The sequence below is a fragment of the Engelhardtia mirabilis genome (assembly GCF_007748095.1).
In the GTDB taxonomy this organism is placed as follows: Bacteria; Planctomycetota; UBA1135; order UBA1135.
The window spans coordinates 2,103,209-2,123,661 of the sequence record NZ_CP036287.1; the positions used below are offsets into that span (position 1 = coordinate 2,103,209).

The following is a 20,453-nucleotide window of genomic DNA, read 5'->3' on the forward strand; positions in this document are numbered from 1 at the left end:
TCCATGAATCCCAGCTCACGCCGCCGAGTCGTTCTCCTGGCGGTGGTCGCGCTCGCCGTCGGTCTGCCGTCGCTCGTCCTGTGGCGCGAGCACGCGCGGGTCAGCCGCGCCCTCGATGGGTGGCGCGGCTCGGGCCAGGCGATGACGATCGACGAGTTGCTCCGCGAGCCGGTGGGCGCTGGGCGACCCTACGTCGAGTTCGACCGGGCGCTGCGGATGGCGCAGGGCGCCTGCCCGAGCCTCGCCGACCTGCTCGCCGGTCCCCCGTACCCGTGGGATCAAGTGGACGAGCCGCTGGTCCTGACCGAGGCCCAGGTCGAGGGCATCGAGCAGGCCCTCGGCGACCTGGTCGGTGACCTCGACGATCTCGGCTACCTCCCCGACGAAGATCCGCTTCCGCAGTTGCGGCCGACCGTCCCCAGCGCGACCTCGGCCCTCGCCGCCTCGATCGCGGAGCGCCTGGGGGAGGGGCCCGTGGTCTTCCTCGGGCAGCAGCTCGAGCTTCCCAATGTCTACGCGATCGCCTACACCCTTCGCGACCGCGGGACTGTGCCGGCAGAGGACTCGATCGACGCGGACCTGCTGCGCCTGGCCCTGCTCGAGTTGCGGCCCTTGGCCGCCGTGGTCCACGAGTTCGGCCAGCCGGCCGCGCCCGATTGGAGGGCGATCTTCGCCGACCAAGAGCGCCTGGGTGCCTTCGCGGACGGGCGCGCGCTGACGGGAGTCGTGTCGCTCGATGCGTGGTTGACGCTGGCGACCGCGCTCGCGGCCGTGGAGGCGGGCGAGGGGTCGTTCCCCGGGCTCGCCGCGGCGGAGCTCGATCGGCGCTGGTCCATGGCTGGCCTGTTCGAGGACTCGCCCGTGGGCGAGGGGCTCGGGTTGCGATTGGTGCTGTTGCGCTTCTATCTGAACGCGCTCGAGTCCTACCAAGGCCGGCTCGACGGCGACGCCCTCGCGGCCGAGAGCGCGCGCCTGGCGAGCCTCGACCTCGCCCGCGAGGTGCGGCGCGCCGTCGAGGGCGAACGGGTCCTGGGTCATCGGGGCTGTCGCCTGCTGCGCGGGGACCTGGGCGCGGACGAACTGCTGGGCGAGTACCGCGAGGATCACGCCGCGCGCGCCCTCGGCGGCGGCTTCGCCCCGTGGCGCAGGCTGCGGGCCCTGGGCAACCACGGGCGCTTCCTGGCCCACGCCAATCGCGCGAGCGCGGCCCTGCAGTCGGCGGGACTCGAGCTCTTTCGCCCCGGGAGCATCGTGGACCTGCCCGACCTCGAGCTCGAGCCCGTGGTCTGGCTCTGGGCGCCGACGCGGGGTGACGAGCTCTGCGACCTGGCGGTCAATGGAGCCGAGGTGGAAGCGCTCCGCCGCATGGCCCTGTGCGCCCTGGACTGGCGAGAGGGGGGCGAGCGGGCCCTCGAGGCCTCGCTCGCGGAGCACGTCGATCCCCTGACCGGCTTCGAATTCGAGCGGCTCGACGACGGCGCGGGGATCACCACGCTCCACTCGGCCGGACTGGCCGTCTCCGAGCCGGAGGGGGTTCGCAGGTGGCGCCGGTCGCTCGACTGGACCCTGCCCCGGCCCTGACCGGGTCCAGTCCGGGCCGAGCGCGGCTCCAATGCCTCTCGCCACGAGTCCGTGAGCCGGCGCGAATTGCGCTCGGTCCTCGAGTGGCATCGGCCTGCCGCGTCGGGATGTTCGTCGGGCGCGGCCATGCACCGACGTCGCGGCAGCAACGCGAGCTGCGCGGCGGCGCTGGCGATCCCCCTTGTGACAAGCCCACTCCTGTTCTTGAAACTAAGAGACCAAGCTCAACCAGAACGCCGCCCGATCTGGGACTCGCCGCCACGGCTCGATGCGGCTAGCATGGCCAGTCAAACGTACCAAGCGGCCGCGGTGCGGCCACCCACCTTGTGCCGTCGACTCGGAGCCATGGGGGAGCCGCGCGGACAGGCCCGGATAGTCATCCCACTCGTAGAGAAATTGGAACAGCAATGACCCAGCACGCAGATTCCCGCGACTCAACGTCTCCGCCCGCCGCCCAGCCCCCGAAGCCCGCCCGCCCAAGTCGTCCTAAGCCAGCCCCTACGAACAATCCGGGGACACGCGGCGTTTCTCCGGGGACAACAGAATCTCGATGAAGAGCACCGAAGTCTGGGAGCAGTACCGGGAGTACACAGAGGCTCTCTCTGAGAACTGTCGAAAGCTCGGGTTCGCAGCGGTTGCGATCTGTTGGGTCTTCAAGGGTTCGGGTGTGCTCCCAGCTGTCCAGCTCCCCGCAAGCCTGCTCCTCGCCCTAGGTTTGGTCTCATTTTACTTCTTGTTCGACGTGGCTCAGTATGCCGTCGCGTCTGCCCTGATTGGGGGATGGATGCGGCGCCAAGAGCGTAGTCAATGGCATGTCAGGGGAGTCTTGGTCGAGGAGGTTGAGAAGCCTGCTTGGATTGACGCCCCCGTTGCGACCCTCTTCTGGGGAAAGCTCGTTTTGATTGTTCTTACCTATTTGGCCATTGCCTTTCACGCCATCGGCCGCGCGGTCGTGGTTTGACGGGTCTGACGGTGTCGCTTCTTGTCCGTATACGGACCGTGAGTACGAGGTCACTCGGGAGTGTATCGAGAGCCTTCGTTGAGCTAGGCCGGTGCCTTGCCGACGCTCGAATGGCCGCGCGTTCACATGCTCCTCCAGCAAGCCGACTTCGGAGTAATCTCTGGCGTTGGCGCGTGGCCGGAGCATCTGGGTGATCCTATCTCTGCAGGATCGCCCGCCTTTGAGGCGCCCCGCTGCAACTTGCCTGAGCGGTAAGACCCGGCTGTTGCATAGTTGCGAGTCGCGATCCTCGCGGATCTGCCGCTGCGGCCCGAGCATCCAGTGGATTGCTGGCTCGCCGTGATGTCAGGGTAGCTAACCGGTGGTGAGATCCAAGGGCACGCAGCAAAGCTTATGAAGTCGATCGATAGATGAAAAAGGCGGGGCTTCAGGGGCTCGTGTGGGATGGCTGCCTGCCGGCCCCCAGGGACGGCCCTGGACAGGTGGAGTAGCTTGTCCCGGATGCAGAGCAGCGAGATCTACGCCCAGGTCCTCGGGCTGAAGGAACCCTGGGGAGTGTCGAGCGTCGATCTGGGCGCAGGAGAGGAGGAGGTGAGGGTCTCCATCGAGGTGAGGCAGGGAGCTCGACTGCCGTGCCCGAAGTGCAAGAGAGAGTGCGGCGTTCACGACCGACGGGAGCGAAAGTGGCGTCACCTCGACACCTGCGAGTACCGCACGGTGATCATCGCCCAGGTGCCGCGCATTCGCTGCTCGGAGCATGGCGTTAGGCAAGTCGCCGTTCCCTGGGGCGACCCCGGTTCGCGGTTCACCTCTGCCTTCGAGGCGTACGCCATCGGCTGGCTGCTCGAGGCGCCGATCGCGGCAGTGAGTCGCCGCTTGCGAATCTCCTGGAACCAGGTCGACGGGATCATGCGGCGGGCCGTCCAGAGAGGTCTTGAGCGTCGAGAGGATGTCGCGCCTCGTCGCATCACTGTGGACGAGACCTCTTTCCAGAAGCGCCACGAGTACGTGACGGTCGTTACCGACATCGACACCGGTGGTGTGCTGTACGTCGCCGACGATCGGCGGAAGGAGAGCCTCGGCAACTTCTTCGATCAGTTCGATCCCTCCGAGATGATGGAGATCGAGCCGTCTCGATGGACGTGTGGAAGCCCTACATCGCGGCCACAGAGTTCTTCCTTCATCGAGCTGACGAGAAGATCTGCTTCGACCGACTCCACGTCGCGCAGCATCTCGGCGACGCCGTCGACCGTACTCGACGTGGAGAGCACAAGGCGTTCCTCGCCGAGAGAGACCGAACGCTCGTTGGCACGAAGTACACGTGGCTTCGGAACGCGAGCGACATGCGCGACACCACCCGTCGCAGCTTCGAGGCCGTTCGGCGGGTCGCCATCAAGACGGTTCGGGCCTGGAGTATCCGCGAAGCGGCGAAGGGGCTCTGGAGCTACCAGAGCAAGACCTGGGCGAGGAAGGGCTGGACCAAGTGGCTGGCATGGGCGAGGCGCTCCAGGCTGCCCCACATCGTTCGTGTCGCTCGCATGGTCAGCGACCACCTCTACGGGATCCTCAACGCCGTCGTCCTCGGCGTGACCAACGGAGTGGCCGAGTCCGTCAACGCCAAGATCCAGCGCGTGGAGCGCATGGCATGCGGATTCCGCAACAGGGAGCGATTCCGGAACGCGATCTACTTCCACCTCGGCGGGCTTGATCTCAAGCCTTCATCCCACATCAAACCCTGAATCCCCCTCGAAAAAAAGTGCGCTCGCATCTACTACCCGCTCTTCGCCGTCATGGCCCAGACCGGCCAGGCGTACGACATCCTGCATCGCGCAGGCAACTGCCACGACACCCGAGGCGCGCTAGAGTTCATGCTGGAACTCCAAGATCGCCAGCGTGAACCCGGATTCGTGGGCGCGCTCGAGCTGCGTATCGATGGCGCGCACTACAGCGACGCGACCTGTTCCAGCCTGCACGGGACCGGGATCGAGTTCCCGGTGAGCGTGCCCTTCGAACGCATCTCCGAACTCGAGGCGATCGTCAAGGACCGGCGGCTCTAGTGGCGAATCAACGACGAGTGGAGCTACTTCGTCTTGTTGTGGCGCCCGAGCAAGGAGTCGCGGAGGTCCTACTGCTGCGTTGTCTATCGCCGAAGAGTCGCCAAGCTTTGCCAGATTCGGATCCAACTCGACCTGTTCGAGCCGGTCGAGCGCGACTTGGAGTACAAGATCGCGATGGCGAACAAGCGTCTGTCGCACGCGGCGCTGCTGCTCTTCCACAACGGTCGCGGCTCGCAGGAGGCTACCTGCGCCGAGGATAAGTCCCAGCTCGCGTTCGCCTACCTCCGTCGCGCCTGCAGACCGGCAACCAGATCTACATGCTCTGCAACCTCATCGCGCACGCCCTGGGCCGCGAACTGCAGATGCAGGCCGTCCAGTCGCGCACAACGAAGAACACGACGACGAGGGCATGCCTTGGGCGTTGGAGCGAATCGATACCGTTCGCAAGCGACTCATCGAGCGTGTCGCGCGTTTCATCCGTCCGCACGGCCGCCTCGTGCTCACGTTCGCCAGGTGCGACGACGCCGAGCGAGACCTCAGGCGCTTGCTTCATTGGCTTCCACCGGCGGCGTGAGGCCAGGACAATGCAACATCAGGGAAGAGTTTTCCATATCTGAAGCCTCAACATCACGATAACGGCTGTAAATTGGGCTATGTGGTAGATCTTGATTGGCGGGATCACCCACGCGACTGTAATCGACAGCCCCCCCCAGCAAGATATCCTCGACTCGGCTTGACCAAATGTCTCGGAAGGAATTCGCGAAGCTGAAGGCAACAGGTCACCTCCCCTCGCCTAGCGGCGTCGGCTTGCGCATTCTCGCGCTCACGCAAGGGGAGGACTGCTCGATCGTCGAGCTGATCGAGACGATGGAGGCCGACCCGGCCCTCACCGGTCGGATTGTCAAGCTGGCGAGATCGGCGCAGGGCGCCACCGGTCGTCCCATCTCGAACCTCAACGAGGCCTCGATGCGCCTGGGGCTGAAGACGGTTTCGACGGTCGCGCTGGGTTTCACCCTGGTGACCGGCAACCGGTCTGGCATCTGTGCCCGCTTCGACTACGACGGCTACTGGTCCAAGTCCCTGGCACGCGGGATCGCCGCGTCCATGCTCAGCCGCGAGATGGGCCGCGCGGACCCGGCCGAGGCCTTCACCTGCGGCCTCATGGCGGGCATCGGCGAGCTAGCCCTGGCCAGCACCCACCCGGGGGACTATGCCCAGATCCTTGACCGCATGGCGGCGGACCCCAGCACCGATCTCAAGCTGCTCGAGGGCGAGGCCTTCCGCATCAACCGCAGCAAGTGTCAAGGTTCGGCTGGTCAGGTCCACCCTCAGTTCGGCCAAGCTGGTCCAGCTCAGTGCCCTCGGAAATCAGTCATTGAGTGCTCGGCAAGGGAGGTTCGGAGCGCCAGAAAGGGGCGCCCAGGAGGGGCTGGAAAAACAGATCCTCCAGTTCGGCCAAGCTGGTCCACCTCGATCGGGGCATCAGACAGCCTCGCGCCCTTTGGTCGGCGGGTTGCGGTAGGAGCTCCCTTCCATCACCAGGACGTGCGAGTGGTGGAGCAAGCGGTCCATCGCGGCGGAGGCCATCAGGTCGTCGCGGAAGAGCGGGTACCACTCCTCGATGGCGCGGTTCGACGTGACCACGATCGAGCCCCGCTCGTAGCGAGCTCGGATCACCTCGTACAGGTCGATCGGCTCGTCACCTTCGAGCGGCCGCAGGCCGAGGTCATCGAGGATCAGCACGTCCGGCGTTGTGTAACGCAGGAGCCGCTTGTCCCAGCCTTGGTCGGCCCGTGACGACCGCAGCTGGGTGAGCATCCGGTGGGCGGTCGTGTACAGCGCTGAGTGGCCAGCGCGGCAAGCGCGTTCTCCCAGCGCCTGGGCGATGTGGCTCTTGCCGACGCCGGCAGGCCCGATCAGCAGCACGTTCTCCTGCTTCGCGACGAAGCCACAGGTCGCGAGGTCGATGATCTTGGTCTTGGGGATCTGCGGGTTGAAGGACCACTCGAAGTCGTCGAGCCGCTTGGTGGTTTCGAAGGTCGCGCGTCGCAAGCGCATCTCGAGCTGCTTCGAGTCGCGCCGCTCGACCTCGTCGCTGCAGAGGCGGAAGAGGAATTCGGAGTGGCTGAGATCCGCATCGACGGCTTCCTTCGTGCGCAGGTCGAGCGTCTGAAGCACGCCCGAGAGCCGGAGCTTCTTGAGTACGGGGACGAGGTCATCGGCGATCGCCATGGGTCTTCTCCTGGATTGCTGTGAGCGTTTCGCTCGGGTTGCGGGCGAACATCGATCCCTGAGACCACGCTCGCCCGGACTCCTCCGGCAGGGGCTCGAGGTCGAGCCCCTGCTTGAGGATGCTCTTGATGCTGCGGTACTCGAGGCAGCCGAAGTGCAGCGCGCGTCTGGCCGTCGCGCGTGCGCGCTCGCGCGGAAAGCCCTCGAGATGCGTGACGACCGCCTGCACCTTGCGCAGCTGGTAGAGCACATCGTCGGAGTCGAAGATCGCGGCAGCGAGCACTTCGACCTCCTCACCGATCACCCGAGCACGCACGATCCAGTGCTCGCGGCTGCGGTGCCGGAGGTCACGGCGGTGCTCGGGGAGATGCGACTCGATCGTGCTGCGCTTGCCGCGCGGCACACGCGAATGAGCGTGAAGACGGCAGTCCTCGGCGTAGATCACAATCGAGTGCGTCGTGCAGCGCAGCCAGAGGTCTTGGCCCAGCAAGGTCCACGGCGCGGAGTAGAAGGCGCCGTCGACCTGGACGTGGCTGTCACGATGCAGGCGTGCCTTCTTCCAGATCACGAGCTCCCACCGCGACTGCGGCAAGCTCAGCAGGGCAGCGCGCTCTTCCTCCTCGAAGTACTCGAGCGGTGCGCGGCCAGTCGTCCCGTGCCGGCGCCGCCCTGCGATCTCCAGCGTCCAGCGCCGCAGCGCCCGCCGGTCCTCGTGGATGTCGACGGACTCGTGCGTAGCGAAGAAGTTTCCCTTCGTGTAGCGCACTCCGCGCTCGACCTTGCCCTTCTTCTCCGGCGCGCGTGGCGGCGTCGGGTCGATCTGGAATCCGTAATAGCGTGCGAGTTCGACGTACGTGCGGTTCAAGACGGGTTCGCCGTCCACGCCGAACGAGGCCCGAATCACTGCCGCCTTCAAGTTGTCGGGCACGATGACGCGCGGCACGCCGCCGAAGTACTCGAACGCCTCGACATGCAGCCTCACCCAGGTCTCGATCTTCTGGTCGAAGACGATCTGGGTGTGCATGTGGCGGCTGCAGCCGAGCGTCATCACGAAGAGCCAGCTCTTGCGCAAGACGCCGCGCTCGGGGTCGTAGCGCTTCCCGACGTAGCCGAAGTCGACCTGGGCCACCTCGCCCGCGGTCGTCTCGACGGAGATGGCTACGTCCGTCGGCTTGGGACCCTCCGCGTCGGCGAGTCGCAGCACCAGACGCTTGATGGCCGAGAGGCTGCCGTCGAAGTCCGGCTCGTTCAGGCGTAGCCAGTCGTGGATCGCACTCGGCCCGGCCCCCTTCTTCCGCAGCCGCTCGATCGTCGCGACCCACCGCTCGACCGAGGAGCGCTGCTGCGGCGCCTGCCTCGACTGGACGTGCTCCTCGACTGCCGCTCGCAGCTGATCGAGGTCGGGCAGCTCGTTAGGCGCGCCCTCGAGCAGCCCCGCCGTAGCGAGCGCGCGCATGTAGGCACGGATCGTGTCCCGCCCAATGTGCAGCTGTCGCGCGATCCCTCGCGATCCCTGCCCCAGCCTGTGCAGGCGGAGCATCTCCTGAAGTCTGTGCATGTCGGTCCTCCTGGCGCCCATCCATCCTCCTTGGCTCGTGGGAGCCGAAGAGGATGAGGGCGGTCAGTAGACCGGCGGGAGGACCTTCGGGACTGGCGGCGGTGGACCAGCTTGGCCGAGCTGAGGTGGACCAGCTTGGCCGAACCAGGGTGGACCAGCCTGGCCGATCTCACCCGCCCATCACCCCGCCGCCGGGGTGGACCAGCTTGGCCGGGCTACAGGTGGACTTGATACCCCGAGCTGCAACAGCAAGGTCGCCGCGTACCTGATGGCCGACTGGGGGCTCCCCGAGCGCTTCCAGGACGTGGTCATGAATCTGGAGGACGAGACCGGCGAAGACCTGCTGGACGAGAGCTCGATGCAGCTCCTCCAGGTGCTGGTGGACGGCTCGATCATAGCCAATTACTGCGTGGCCGGACGCCAGGCCGATCCGGCCCTGCTCGAGCAGCTCAACCTGCTGCGTCGCCGTCTCTACGCCTGTGACATCGACCTGGCGGAGCTTTGCGACGAGGTCGTCGCCGACTGGGTCGAATGGGGCGCGGTGCTCAAGCTGCCCACCGAGGATATGGCAGAACGGGTGCGCTCGGCCAACCTTGAGCAGCAGCTGTCCGGCAACAAGCAGCTGTCCGGTAATAGAGTGGTCGAGCCCTTCGAACCGCCGGTGCGCGTGCTGGCGGTGGACGACGACCCCCTCTCGCTCCGGGGCCTGGTCCGGCACCTGAAGGAAGCTGGTCACGAGGTCCACACGGCCCGCAATGGTCGCGAAGCCTTGGCGGTGACCCTGAAGCTGCGCCCGCAGGTGATCGTCACTGACCTGAACATGCCCGACCTGAACGGGCTTGACCTCTGCATGGCTCTGCGCCGCTCGCGCTTCGGCAAGCGCATCTACATACTGCTTCTGACCGGCGACAGCAACGAAGAGCTGGTCCTCGAGGGCTTCGAGGCGGGCGCAGACGACTTTATCACCAAGCCCTTCATCCCGCGGGTGCTGCTCGCGCGGTTGCGGGCGGGGATCCGCCTGGTGCGCCTGCAGGAGCAGGTCGAGCGCGACCAGGAGATCCACATGAAGAACGCCATACAGATGACGCGCCTCAACCGGCAGCTCAAGGAGGCCGCCAACACGGACTTCCTGACCAAGCTGCCGAACCGGCGCTGCGCCATGGCGCACTTCGAGCGCACCTGGAAGCACGCCATGGATACGGACACGTCGATCTCGGTCGTGGCCCTCGACATCGATCACTTCAAGCGGGTCAACGACGACTACGGCCACGACGTCGGCGACGTCGTGCTGCAGGAGACCTCCCGGGTCCTCCGGCAGTCCCTGCGGCGTCAGGACCTGGCGGCGCGCATGGGCGGGGAGGAGTTCTTGGTGATCTGCCCGGGCGCCGCGATCGATGTGGCCACCCACACTGCCGAGAGGGTGCGATCGGCCGTAGAAGAGAACGTGGTCGAGTTTGGCAGGTTCAGGCGCAACGTAACGGTCAGCGTCGGCGTGGCCGAGTACGAGCCGGGAATCCTCGACATTGAGCATCTTATACGCATGGCCGATGGAGCCCTTTACTCGTCCAAAGAGCTCGGGCGCAATCGAGTCACCATCGCGTCGCATTCGAGCACTGATTGAGAGCGTTGGCGCGGCCGCAGGTGAGGCAGCACAGCCCGGATACGTCACTCTCCATTCCGCAATCGCACCATCAGGGCTTCTGCAACTTCCCTGTCTAGCCGGCCCAGGGTTGCCGCTGCCCGTCGAACGACGTAGCCCTGGATGTATCGGACACCGAGAGCGTACAGGTCCTCGATTCCCAATAGGCTCTCACCGTCGACGCCCTCAACTATCACTCTTGCAGGTCGAAGCCTCTCTTGACCCGCCAATTGCAGTACAAACTGGATCGTCGCGGCAGCAAACCTATTCTGAAGGACGCTTCGGTCGACCTTTACGCACTCTGGAGACAGGCCGGTTAGCCTCTCGATCGAACCTTCGCCGACTCCGAAGTCGTCGATTGCAAAGCTGACGCCTAATCGCGCCACGAACTCACTAAGTCTAATCCGGAATCGAGCCAGGGTTTCGCCGCGGTCGGCCCCCGCCATTGGTATCTGAGTGCTTTCGGATATTTCAAGAATTAGGCGCTCGGGAAGGATCAGGCCGTCAGCGAGGATGTCTTCAAGCGCATCTTCGTAGGCTGCTCGATTTAGTGTGGAGGCAAATACGTTTACTGAGAGATCTTGAACATCCTCAGGGCGCCGTTGATCCCTGGTCGCCGATCGGGCCTCTCGATATGACTGCACCGCCTTCCTCAAGAGCTTGAGGTCGAGCTCGGTAGAGAAATCCACACCCCAAAGTTTTGCGGCTTCGAATAGGTCAGTTGGGGCGACGAGGGACAGTGGATCACGCGCAAGCGCTTCCCATCCGCAAATATGAAGCTCCGTCGGGCTGAGGCGGACAATTGGTTCGAAGTGGATGATGAGTTCATTAAGGCGGTCCGTGAACAGCTCAAAGCGCCTATCAATGTGTGGCTTCGGTAGGAATCCGTAGGTGGACTTGAGCTGGTCGAGGGCGTGGCCTTCGATGAGAGCTGGGTTGATAGACGTAAGCTGCCTGCTCGATTCGTACACTGCCTGAACGAGACGGCCGAGCCAGTCGGACTTGATTCCGAATTCTGCTTCCTTCGAGCATAGGATCGCAGCCTCTCGCGGGTTCTGGCTGGTTAGCGGGACACCGAGCACCTCGCCTTTGTCGGGATGCCGAGCGATGATTCCGTGCTGGAATCGTGAGAATAGAGTTCCATTCTCAAGGCTAGGGCCGATTGCGCGGACAGCGCCCTCAAGCAGGCTTCCTCGGTTGCCTTCCGCGACGTCGTTCGGGCTCCGACCTCGTACGGCCCACGTCTCCCGTTCCTCGCGCAGAATGAAGGTTAGGGAAGCACCAGCGCAGGCGGATAGTGCACGCAAGATAACTGCATCAAGGTTAGCGCCTTGTTCAGCAGACGCCCGGTCGAGCTCGCCTCTGAATCTCGTGCAGAAACTCAGTGAGGAGTCGAGGTGGTGACTGAGCGGCGTCACAGCTGGCGCGTCACCTGGAGCTCGCTCGCTGGAGATTTGGAATCGAATTGGCGCAGTTGATGGATCAGTCCTCCCTGTTCCCGGACGGGAGAGGACAATCCTTCCAAAATCTTGACCATAGCGGCCCGGAGGCTGATCGGCTGGAGTCGATGTGCGGACATGAGCCAGGAGGCTATCGACGGTGACTTCGCCGGTGTCGATCTCTGATGCGGCACCCCGCAGCCCGCGAATAAGAAAGTGTGTAAACACGCCGTTCTCGAGTGAGGGACTCTCCCTTGAGACCGCATCATGGGGGCACGCGACAAGGGCAATGCGCCCGGTTCCGTCGGCCAGGAAGCCTCGGTCAACCAGGTCGGTGCCGGTCTGATCGGCTGATCGACGGAGGGTCGCTGCAGGTGCGTAGAGAACTCCGTCGGACCCAGACTTTGTGTCGCGAATCGGTGCGGGGACAATGGACCCGCTATTGCAGCAGTCCAGAATACAGATCACTCGATCTGCTGCCCCCTGTAGCAATATCTCACGATGGAGGAAGTCCATTCGAAGGCCGCGCTGCGGATTCGTCAGGAGGGATCGGATTGAAACGTCGTGCGTGGCAATGTACGCGTGCCTGCGGCCGCCAATGTCACGAGTGAATCCATGCCCCGAAAAGTAGACAAGAACCGTGTCGCCCGCTTGGCGTTGACTGACTACAGTTCGATGTAGAGCCGTCTCTACAGCGTCGGTGGTCGCGTCCTCGCCAAGCAAGAGTTCGATGTTGGATGGATGGAAGCAGCCCCCGGCTGGATCTCCTAATGCGTCACGTAGATCGGAGCAGTCTTTCTCGGCAAAACTCAGGGGGGGCAGTTGTGGATCGACATACCGGTTAACTCCAATAAGCAGCGCGAAGTAGCGCTCATTCATGCTCAGCTCCCTATGGCTTTCGGGTTCCTGCAAGCGGGCTACCGCAAGGGTAGCGCGAATTGCGCAGCCCCCCAGTTTGGGCTACGAAATCCTTGGACGCTCGGCCGCGTGCTCTGCTCCCCATCTTCGGTCCAGGGCCTCGAGAGGGGGCGTGGGTCCTGGGGTTGCTTGTCAGATGGCTAGACTCCCCGCAGCACCAGCCCTTCCGCCGGCTGGATACGTGGCCGGCGGAACGGACCCAGCGAGGAATGGGGCGCATGGGACAGTAGTTCATCCGCCAGTCTTTGAGGACGTTGTGGGCGGGCCGGAGGGGTGGTCGAGTCGCTGACGCCGGTTCAGGGCGGCCCTGGCTAGGAGCCTGCGGATGATGCTCTGTGCCCTGGCCGGGTTGAGGGGTGGCGAGCCGGCCTTGGCCGCCAGCCTCGCCTCGCGCACGGATCCCTTCACCGGGCGGCCCTTCGATCGGGTCAGCCTGCCGAGCGGTCGCGAGCAGCTGCGCTCGCCCGCCGGGGGGCGCGAGCTCACCTGGCCCCTGCGGCCCTGATCGAGTCCCCGGCGCCCGCGGGGCTGCGATGTTCGTATCGTGCTGGCGCCCCCCGCGATCCTCTCCAACTGGTGCCGACCGTGAACAGACTCCAAGCCTGCGTCCTCGCGACCCTTGCCCTCCTCCTCGGGGCGTGCAGCTCGACCTCCGGACAGCTGGAGGAGATCGGCGAGGTCACGGTCAGCTCGATCCAGAAGGCGGGCATCGCCCTGCCGGCCAGCGGGACCTACTCCTTCGCCCGCGGCTCGGGAGTCCGCTGGTCGGTGGACTCCGAGCGCCAGGCCGTGGACCAGGCCTTCCGCGAGGCCTTCGACGCGGCCATGGTCGACCGGCGCTGGCGGCGCATCTCGTCGGAGGCCGCGACCCTGCGAATCGCCTACGTGGTGGGCTTGGACGAGGAGCTGAAGCCGGACGAGATGCCCGATCGCTTCGGCCTCTCCAGCGACTGGGTCACCGAGCCCTCCGAAGGCCGCGCGAAGGGCTCGATCGTCGTCCTGGCGGCGGACGGGCTGACCGGAGACCTGCTCTGGCGTGGCGCCCTGACGGGCATGGCCTCCCGCACGATGCCCCTGGAGCAGCGCGTGGCGCGGATCCGCGAGCTGGCCGCGCGGATGGTCGCCGAGCTGCCCCTCGGCAGTCGGTGAGAGTGGGATCGCGGTGAGCGCGGACTTGCACTGAACTCACGACCCGGGGCTCGTCGGCCGATAATCTCTGCCGCCATGACCGCGACCAGCACCCCCCGGGCCGCCGCCGACCTGCGGCAGATCACCACCCTCCAAAGTCACATCCTGGCCGAGGAGTTCAAGCACCCCGGCGCCTCGGGGACCTTCTCCTGGATCCTCTCGGCCCTGGCGGTGTCGGCCAAGATCATCGCTTCCAAGATGCGTCGGGCCCGGCTCGAGGACGTGCTCGGCGCCCTGGACTCGGACAACGTCCAGGGCGAGCAGCAGCAGAAGCTCGACGTGATCGCCAACGAGGTGCTGATCCGCGCCCTCGGCAACCGCGAGGGCGTGGCGATCGTCGCCTCCGAGGAGAACGACGAGCCCCTGGTGATGCGCGACGATCCCAGCGGCCAGCGGCGCTACTGCGTGCTGTTCGATCCCCTCGACGGCTCGTCGAACCTGGACGTGGCCGGGGGCGTGGGCACGATCTTCTCGATCCTGCGCCACGACCGTCGCGCGCCGAGCGCCACCGCCTCGGTGCTGCAGCCCGGGGTGCAGCAGGCGGCGGCCGGCTACATCCTGTACGGCTCGTCGACGGTCTTCGTGCTGACCACGGGCTCGGGCGTGCAGATGTTCGTGCTCGACCCCAGCATCGGCGCGTTCCTGTTGGTGGAGCCGAACCTGCGCGTGCCCCAGACCGGCAAGACCTACTCCTGCAACGAGGGCAACCGCAAGCAGTTCCCCGAGGGCTACCAGCGCTACCTGGACTGGGCCCAGGACAACGGCTACTCGTCGCGTTACGCCGGGGCGATGGTGGCGGATGTCCACCGCACCCTGCTCAAGGGCGGCGTGTTCCTGTACCCGCCGACGAAGAAGGCCCCGAACGGCAAGCTGCGCCTGATGTACGAGGCCAACCCCATGGCGATGCTGATGGAACAGGCGGGGGGCAAGGCCCTGGCGGGAGCGGGTCGCCTGATGGAGATCGAGCCCACCGAGGTGCACCAGCGCACGAGCGTCGTGATGGGCAGCGCGGACGAGGTCGACCGGGTGGTGAGCTTCCTGTAGCGAGCGGGCGGGCGGCGGCGCGGGCGTACCGGGCGTACGGTGGCGGGACCATTTGTCCCACGCAGCGGGCCCCCAGCATCGCCGTCGGCGATGCTGGGGGCCCGCTGCGTGGGACAAATGGTCCCGCCACCGTACGCCCGGTACGCCCGCGCCGCCCGCTACTGCAGGATCGGCAGCTCCGAGAACTCACGCACGGCCACGCGCTGGGCCAGCTTGCCGGCGATCTCGCGGAAGATGCGCGCCTCGAGGGCATCGGGGTCCGCGATGATCACCGGGTCGCCGCCGTCGCCGCCCAGGCGCACGATCGGGTTGAGCGGGATCCGACCGAGCACCGGGAAGCCGTGCTTGTCGGCCAGGGCCTGCGCTCCGCCGGAGCCGAAGACGTCGACCACGGTGCGGAAGATGCCCTCGGCGTCGGTGGCGACCTCGAGGTTCCCGAGGCCCGTGCGGATCGAGACCTTCTGGCCCGCGCCGGCGCCCTCGATTCGGCCTTCGACGGCATAGCCGGCCATGTTCTCGACGATGCCGAGGATCTCCACCCCGACCTGGGCGAACATCCCGATCGCCTTGCCCACGTCGAAGGTCGACACGGCCTGGGGCGTCGTGACCAGCACCGCACCGGTCAGCGGCACGATCTGCGCCAAGCTGAGCTGCGCGTCACCCGTGCCCGGGGGCATGTCGACCAGGAGGTAGTCGAGCTGGCCCCACTCCACGTCGGAGAGGAACTGTTCGATCAGCTTGTGGACCATCGGTCCGCGCCAGACCACCGGCTTCTCGTCGGCCAACAGGTAGCCGATCGACATGGTCTTGACCCCGTGCCGCTCCTTGGGGATCAGCTTGCGATCGGGCGTTGTCTGCGGCTCGCCCTTGAGGCCCATCATCATCGGCACGTCGGGGCCGTAGACGTCGCAGTCGACGATGCCGACCTTGGCACCGGTCTGGGCCAGCGCCACCGCCAGGTTGATCGTCGCGGTGCTCTTGCCCACGCCACCCTTGCCCGAGGACACGGCGATGATGTGCTTGACCTCGGGCGCGATCGGGCGCGTCTCCTTCTGGCCGCGCACCTCCGCGGTCATCTCCACGTTGACCTGCTTGACGCCGGGCAGGGCGCGGATCAGGTCCTCGGCCTTGGCCTTCATCTGATCCTTCACCGGGCAGGCCGGCGTGGTCAGGTTGATCGTCACGCCGACGATGCCGTCGCATTCGGCGACCTTGGTGATGAAGCCGAGGCTGACGATGTCGCGCCCCAGGTCGGGGTCGATGATCTTCGCCAGCTCGGCGAGGATCTGGTCTTTGGTGGCGGTCATTTGGGGAAGGGCTCGGGAGCGGGTTGCCAGGCAGGAGCGGGGTCGCAGCGCAGCGTTTTGGGCGCAGGACTGTAGGCCGGCGGCCAGTGCCCGACAAGGCGACCGGGCTGGCGTGGGCGGCTTTCGGGGAAGCGGCGGCGCCCAGCGTCGTCCCAAGCCGCGAGGCGGCCAATGGGGAGTCGCCTGCCCTCGTCGCGTCCTTCAACCGGAGATCGAAATGAACTCACCCCTGGCCGTTGCAAGCGCCTTCGCCCTCGCCCTGCCCCTCGTCGCGCCGTCGCCGCGAGCTCAGGTCGAACAGGCGTCGCTCCCGGTCCTTACTGCCCTGCTGGAACCCCAGGAGGTCGCCGAGGCGAGCGCGCCGGAACCGGTGCTGCCCCTGCCGAGCGGGCCGCTCGTGATCGGAGCGGGGCGCGCGAACCTGTCCGAGCTGGTGGCCCAGATCTCCCAGCTCACGGGTGTCTCGATCCGCGCCTCGGCGTCAGCCCTGGGGCGCCTGGCCGAGTCGCCCACGGGTCTGTTGGCGGACACACAGATCGCACCGGAGGCCGCTTGGTCCTTCTTCGAGAGCCTGATCTCCCAGGAGGGCTTCCTGATGGTCGAGCTGCGCGCCTCGAGCCCGCGACTCTTGGCGATCATCGACAACTACAACGGGCAGAGCCGCAACGGGCCGCGTCACTACCGGGCGATCCCGGGCGAGCGCCTGGACGACTACGCCGAGCACCACGCCCTCCTGATCGAGACGGTCCTGCACCTGGAGTACGTGGACGTGCGCCAACTCTCCAACTCCCTGCGGTCGCTCGTCACCGACCAGAGCAGCCTCAACATGGTCCCGGCGGGAACCTCGGGGAGCCTCCTGGTCCAGGGCACCGGGGCCAACCTGGCCGAACTGGCGCGCATGCTGCGCACCGTCGATACCGCGGAGAAGGCTCGTTTCGCACGGGTCGGCGAGTCCGGGGACACCGCCCCCACGGACGGCACCACCAACGGCTGATCGCACTCGGGCGGACGTCGTTTCCCCTCGCCGCCGAGGCTATCCTCGGCGGCGATGGACGATGCAGCGAAGCGGCCCGCCGCGGTGTGCCTGGCCTCGGGGGGCATGGACTCCGCCGTGGTCCTGGCCGAGGCGCGGGCCGCCGGCTTCGAGCCCCACGCCCTGAGCTTCCGCTACGGGCAGCGGCACGCGGTCGAGCTCGACGCCGCAGTACGGGTCTGCGCGGCGCTCGTGGTGGCGGACCACCGGGTGGTCACGATCGACCTCTCGGCCCTCGGCGGCTCGGCCCTGACCGACGCCATCGACGTGCCCAAGGACCGCAGCGACGAAGAGATCGGTCGCGGCGTCCCGGTGACCTACGTGCCCGCGCGCAACACGGTCTTCCTGTCGGTGGCCCTGGGCTGGGCGGAGATCCTCGGCGCCAGCGACCTGTTCATCGGCGTCAACGCGGTGGACTACTCCGGCTATCCCGACTGCCGCCCCGAATTCCTGCGCGCCTTCGAGAACTTGGCGCGCCTGGCCACGGCCGCCGGTGTCGACGGCCGCTCCAGCTACCGCGTGCACGCCCCGCTGATGGACCTGTCCAAGGCGCAGATCGTGCGGCGGGCGGCCGAGCTCGGCGTGGACCTGGGTCTCACGCACACCTGCTACGACCCGCGGGTCGACGGCGAGGTCGTGCTGGCCTGCGGACGTTGCGACGCCTGCCGCCTGCGCCTTGCGGGCTTCGAGCAGGCCGGCGCGGTCGACCCCGTGCGCTACGCGGAGGCCGAATCCTGACCGGTGTGCGCCACAAACTGAACGCGCTGTTGTCGCCGGCCCCAGCGGGCTCGCGCGGCGCGAGCCACGCCGTCGACGTCGCCATCGTCGTGGTGATCCTGCTGGACCTCCTGTTGTTCGTGATCGGTGCGGAGAGCGGTCTGCCGCCGGCCGTGCACCGCGTGGTGATCGGACTCGAGGATCTGATCGTGGTGCTCTTCGCGATCGAGTATCTGGCGCGGCTTTGGTCCTGCGTCGAGGACGAGCGGTATCGGGCGCCGGCTGGTTCCCGGCTGCGCTACTCGATGACGCCGATGGCCGTGGTCGACCTGCTCGCGGCCCTGCCGGTCTTGACCCTGATCCCCGGCCTGGGGCTGGTGTTCCCGCTGGGCATGAGCACGCTGCGGGGCTTTCGGGTCCTGCGGTTGGTGCGCGTGGGCAAGCTCGTGCGCTACTCGCCGTCGATGCGAGCGTTCGGGCGGGCGATCCACCGCGTGCGCGAGGAGCTGATGGTGGTGCTCGTGTTCGTCACCGTCCTGGCGTTGACCGGTGCCAGCCTGATCGTCTACTTCGAACGCGACATGCAGCCCGGCGTCCTGGGCGACTTCGCCGACGGGATCTGGTGGGCGATCGTGACCATGACCACCGTCGGCTACGGGGACGTGGTGCCGATCACGCCCTCCGGCCGGCTGGTGGCCGCCGTCCTGGCGATCGCCGGGATCGGGGTGTTCGCGGCGCCGGCGGGCCTCTTGGCCGCAGCCTTCGGTGAAGAGATGCAGCGGGACCGCTCGCGGAGGGAGCGGCGGCGCGAGCGTGAGCGCCGCGACCGCGAGGAGCGTCGCCTCGGTCTCCTGGTGGAGGAGGCCGTGGAGCAAGCGATCGACGAGACCCTGGGCGGTGCCCTCGACCCGTCCCACACCGGCCGGGTGATCGCCGCTGCTCGGGCCGCCGCCAAGTCGGCCTCGGCGTCCGTGAACTTCTGCCCCCACTGCGGCGAGTCGATCGGCGACCACCGCTGAGCCGGCCAGGGCGGGTCGCTAACCTGGCGCCAATGAGCGCTCCCCGCCCCCTCGAGCCGGTCCCGTCCACCCCCGACCCGCGCACGGATCAGCTCCTGCGCCTGATCCGCATCGTCGAGCGGCTGCGCGCGCCGGACGGCTGCCCCTGGGACCGCGAGCAGACCGTCGAGTCCCTGGCGCCGACGCTGATCGAGGAGGCCCACGAGTTCGTCGAAGCGATCGAGTCGGGCAACAGCCGCGCCTGCGAGGAAGAGGCCGGGGACGTGCTCCTGGTGGTGGCACTGTTGTGCCAGGTCGCCCAGGAGGACCAGCGCTTCGATCTGGAGTCCGCTGCGCGTGGGGTGGGGGACAAGCTGATCCGCCGCCACCCCCACGTCTTCGGCGATGTCGTGGTGGACGATGCCGCCCACGCCATCGCCAACTGGGAGCAAATCAAGCAGGCCGAGCGCGCCGCGCGCAAGGGCGACGACGCCAGCGCCCTGGCCGGCGTGCCCCTGGCCATGGGGGCGGTCCAGCGCGCCCAACGCCTGGGCGCCAAGGCCATGGCCACGGGGTTCAAGTGGGCCGATGCCCGCGGCGCCATGGCCAAGCTGCGCGAGGAGCTCGACGAGTTGGAAGAGGCCTTCGAGAACGCCGGTTGCGCCGCAGACGGCCGGGCCCCGCTTCCGGGCCCCGAGCGCGATCGCGTGGAGGCCGAGCTCGGCGACGTGCTCCTGGCCGCGGCGCAGCTCGCCAACTACGTGGAGGCCGATGCGGAGGCCGTCGTGCGCGCCGCCGCGCGCCGCTTCGAGGCGCGCTTTCGCGCGATGGAGAACGAGCTCGCCGGCGACCTCCGCGGCCGTTCCCTCGACGAGCTGATGGCCGCCTGGGGCCGCGCGAAGATCGCGACCGCGTAGGAGCGCGACACAGGCGCCCTCCTGCTTGCCAGGCGACAGGCAGGACGACGACCGCGGCCTCGACCGCGGCCCCGGCCTCGACCAGCGGCGTGTCGGGCGCGGTGCTCGCCGGCAAGCCCGCTCCGCTGAGGCCGCCGGAGTTCTGCACGTGGACGATGCCCGCACCGCCACTGCCGCCGGCGCCCAGGGTCACCGGGTTCTCGCCGCAGTGGGATTGGCATGGAGGTCGGGACGATCTGGGCACCTCCGTCGACCTCGGGTGTTCTCTCGCGCGGAGATTGTTCCAAGATGACCGGGATCCCTGCGGGCGTGGGGGCGCCAGCCCCCGCCCAGCCCGCTCCGCCCGTCGACAACGACCCCAGGCCTCGCTCCCGTGACCACTCGCAGCCGCATCGACGAGTCCTCCGACCAATCCGGTCTCGACGACCGCAAGCTCAGCCGAGCCTTCCTGCTCCTCTCCCTGCCTTTCGGGGTGCTGTTCGTCGTGACCCTGATCACCGTCTGGATCCTCGACTTCGACCGCGAGACGGCGGGGGTCGTGATGGGGGACGTGGTCGAGCGCCGCCAGCAGGGCCTGATGGACACGCCGCCCGAGGACGCCGCGGCCCTGATCGCGGTGATGCAGGTGCCCCAGGGGCCCTGGGACGAGGACCAGGTGGCCGCGCTGCGCCGGCTCCTGGTGCGGACCGGCTGGCCCAACGGGAGCGACGCCGAGCAGGTCGTTACCAACTCGCGACTGACGTCCACGGCGCCCTCGGAGTGGAATCCAGCCGAGCGCGCGGTCGCCGTCGAGATCGTGCGCGAGTTCGAGCGCGCCTGGTTCAGCCACACCCCGCGCTGATCGCGGCTCTCCGACTCCTCCTC

General features: G+C 67.2%; 16 protein-coding genes and 2 pseudogenes. 14 read left to right on the forward strand and 4 right to left on the reverse strand.

Going from position 1 to position 20,453, the window contains the following annotated elements; all coding sequences use genetic code 11:
* Positions 1-3 precede the first annotated feature (3 nt).
* The 5 genes and pseudogenes from Pla133_RS07625 to Pla133_RS26075 all read left to right on the forward strand — a co-directional run.
* Positions 4-1,581: a hypothetical protein gene (locus Pla133_RS07625; protein ID WP_145064327.1), complete on the forward strand. Its 1,578-nt coding sequence runs from the start codon at positions 4-6 to the stop codon at positions 1,579-1,581.
* A gap of 550 nt (positions 1,582-2,131) precedes the next feature.
* Positions 2,132-2,542: a hypothetical protein gene (locus Pla133_RS07630; RefSeq protein ID WP_145064328.1), complete on the forward strand. Its 411-nt coding sequence runs from the start codon at positions 2,132-2,134 to the stop codon at positions 2,540-2,542.
* Between the two features lie 501 nt (positions 2,543-3,043).
* A pseudogene (locus Pla133_RS07635) lies at positions 3,044-4,281 on the forward strand (ISL3 family transposase).
* 129 nt (positions 4,282-4,410) lie between these two features.
* Complete coding sequence (locus Pla133_RS07640; RefSeq protein ID WP_145064329.1) at positions 4,411-4,599, forward strand: hypothetical protein; 189 nt, start codon at positions 4,411-4,413, stop codon at positions 4,597-4,599.
* 741 nt (positions 4,600-5,340) lie between these two features.
* Positions 5,341-5,871, forward strand: a pseudogene (locus Pla133_RS26075) (HDOD domain-containing protein); the annotation flags it as partial.
* Positions 5,872-6,081: 210 nt separating this feature from the next.
* Here the strand turns inward: Pla133_RS26075 and istB are convergent.
* Both istB and istA read right to left on the reverse strand, forming a co-directional pair.
* Complete coding sequence (gene istB / locus Pla133_RS07650) at positions 6,082-6,831, reverse strand: IS21-like element helper ATPase IstB (RefSeq protein WP_145061396.1); 750 nt, start codon at positions 6,829-6,831, stop codon at positions 6,082-6,084.
* A complete protein-coding gene (istA, locus tag Pla133_RS07655) occupies positions 6,815-8,410 on the reverse strand; it encodes an IS21 family transposase (protein WP_145061394.1) in 1,596 nt (531 codons plus the stop codon). The genes istB and istA overlap by 17 nt, the downstream gene beginning before the upstream one ends.
* A 175-nt stretch (positions 8,411-8,585) precedes the next feature.
* On the opposite strand from istA, the gene Pla133_RS07660 reads away from it, so the two are divergent.
* Positions 8,586-10,010 (forward strand): diguanylate cyclase, encoded by a 1,425-nt coding sequence (locus Pla133_RS07660; RefSeq protein WP_145064331.1) that lies wholly within the window; start codon positions 8,586-8,588, stop codon positions 10,008-10,010.
* Between the two features lie 44 nt (positions 10,011-10,054).
* Here Pla133_RS07660 and Pla133_RS07665 read toward each other — a convergent pair whose 3' ends face one another.
* The gene (locus tag Pla133_RS07665; protein ID WP_145064332.1) at positions 10,055-12,346 is read right to left on the reverse strand and encodes an EAL domain-containing protein; all 2,292 of its coding nucleotides are present in this window, start codon (positions 12,344-12,346) and stop codon (positions 10,055-10,057) included.
* 364 nt (positions 12,347-12,710) lie between these two features.
* Between Pla133_RS07665 and Pla133_RS07670 the strand changes: the two genes are divergently transcribed.
* The 3 genes from Pla133_RS07670 (at position 12,711) to fbp (ending at position 14,617) form a co-directional block, all read left to right on the forward strand.
* A complete protein-coding gene (locus tag Pla133_RS07670) occupies positions 12,711-12,890 on the forward strand; it encodes a hypothetical protein (RefSeq protein WP_145064333.1) in 180 nt (59 codons plus the stop codon).
* An 80-nt stretch (positions 12,891-12,970) separates the two neighbouring features.
* Positions 12,971-13,534: a DUF4136 domain-containing protein gene (locus Pla133_RS07675; RefSeq protein WP_145064334.1), complete on the forward strand. Its 564-nt coding sequence runs from the start codon at positions 12,971-12,973 to the stop codon at positions 13,532-13,534.
* A gap of 111 nt (positions 13,535-13,645) precedes the next feature.
* Complete coding sequence (gene fbp / locus Pla133_RS07680; protein ID WP_145070777.1) at positions 13,646-14,617, forward strand: class 1 fructose-bisphosphatase; 972 nt, start codon at positions 13,646-13,648, stop codon at positions 14,615-14,617.
* Between the two features lie 158 nt (positions 14,618-14,775).
* Here fbp and Pla133_RS07685 read toward each other — a convergent pair whose 3' ends face one another.
* Positions 14,776-15,924: an Mrp/NBP35 family ATP-binding protein gene (locus Pla133_RS07685; RefSeq protein WP_145064335.1), complete on the reverse strand. Its 1,149-nt coding sequence runs from the start codon at positions 15,922-15,924 to the stop codon at positions 14,776-14,778.
* A gap of 217 nt (positions 15,925-16,141) precedes the next feature.
* On the opposite strand from Pla133_RS07685, the gene Pla133_RS07690 reads away from it, so the two are divergent.
* The 5 genes from Pla133_RS07690 to Pla133_RS07710 all read left to right on the forward strand — a co-directional run bounded on the left by Pla133_RS07690 (position 16,142) and on the right by Pla133_RS07710 (position 20,430).
* Positions 16,142-16,918 carry a secretin N-terminal domain-containing protein gene (locus Pla133_RS07690; protein WP_145064336.1) on the forward strand — a complete coding sequence of 259 codons (777 nt, stop codon included), beginning with the start codon at positions 16,142-16,144 and terminating at the stop codon, positions 16,916-16,918.
* 54 nt (positions 16,919-16,972) lie between these two features.
* Entirely contained in the window at positions 16,973-17,695 is a 723-nt protein-coding gene (queC, locus tag Pla133_RS07695; protein WP_145064337.1) for a 7-cyano-7-deazaguanine synthase QueC, read from the forward strand.
* Positions 17,696-17,700: 5 nt separating this feature from the next.
* On the forward strand, positions 17,701-18,693 hold the full coding sequence (locus Pla133_RS07700) for an ion transporter (protein ID WP_419192225.1): 993 nt from the start codon (positions 17,701-17,703) through the stop codon (positions 18,691-18,693).
* Positions 18,694-18,725: 32 nt separating this feature from the next.
* The gene (gene mazG, locus Pla133_RS07705) at positions 18,726-19,589 is read left to right on the forward strand and encodes a nucleoside triphosphate pyrophosphohydrolase (protein WP_145064338.1); all 864 of its coding nucleotides are present in this window, start codon (positions 18,726-18,728) and stop codon (positions 19,587-19,589) included.
* A 373-nt stretch (positions 19,590-19,962) separates the two neighbouring features.
* Positions 19,963-20,430: a hypothetical protein gene (locus Pla133_RS07710; protein WP_145064339.1), complete on the forward strand. Its 468-nt coding sequence runs from the start codon at positions 19,963-19,965 to the stop codon at positions 20,428-20,430.
* Positions 20,431-20,453 lie beyond the last annotated feature (23 nt).

Bases quoted from the DNA above. Each gene is read 5' to 3' on its own strand.
- Pla133_RS07625 (WP_145064327.1), top strand. From the start codon at position 4: ATGAATCCCAGCTCACGCCGCCGAGTCGTTCTCCTGGCGGTGGTCGCG.
- Pla133_RS07630 (WP_145064328.1), top strand. From the start codon at position 2,132: ATGAAGAGCACCGAAGTCTGGGAGCAGTACCGGGAGTACACAGAGGCT.
- Pla133_RS07640 (WP_145064329.1), top strand. From the start codon at position 4,411: ATGCTGGAACTCCAAGATCGCCAGCGTGAACCCGGATTCGTGGGCGCG.
- istB (WP_145061396.1), bottom strand. From the start codon at position 6,831: ATGGCGATCGCCGATGACCTCGTCCCCGTACTCAAGAAGCTCCGGCTC.
- istA (WP_145061394.1), bottom strand. From the start codon at position 8,410: ATGGGCGCCAGGAGGACCGACATGCACAGACTTCAGGAGATGCTCCGC.
- Pla133_RS07665 (WP_145064332.1), bottom strand. From the start codon at position 12,346: ATGAATGAGCGCTACTTCGCGCTGCTTATTGGAGTTAACCGGTATGTC.
- Pla133_RS07670 (WP_145064333.1), top strand. From the start codon at position 12,711: ATGATGCTCTGTGCCCTGGCCGGGTTGAGGGGTGGCGAGCCGGCCTTG.
- Pla133_RS07685 (WP_145064335.1), bottom strand. From the start codon at position 15,924: ATGACCGCCACCAAAGACCAGATCCTCGCCGAGCTGGCGAAGATCATC.
- Pla133_RS07690 (WP_145064336.1), top strand. From the start codon at position 16,142: ATGAACTCACCCCTGGCCGTTGCAAGCGCCTTCGCCCTCGCCCTGCCC.
- queC (WP_145064337.1), top strand. From the start codon at position 16,973: ATGGACGATGCAGCGAAGCGGCCCGCCGCGGTGTGCCTGGCCTCGGGG.
- mazG (WP_145064338.1), top strand. From the start codon at position 18,726: ATGAGCGCTCCCCGCCCCCTCGAGCCGGTCCCGTCCACCCCCGACCCG.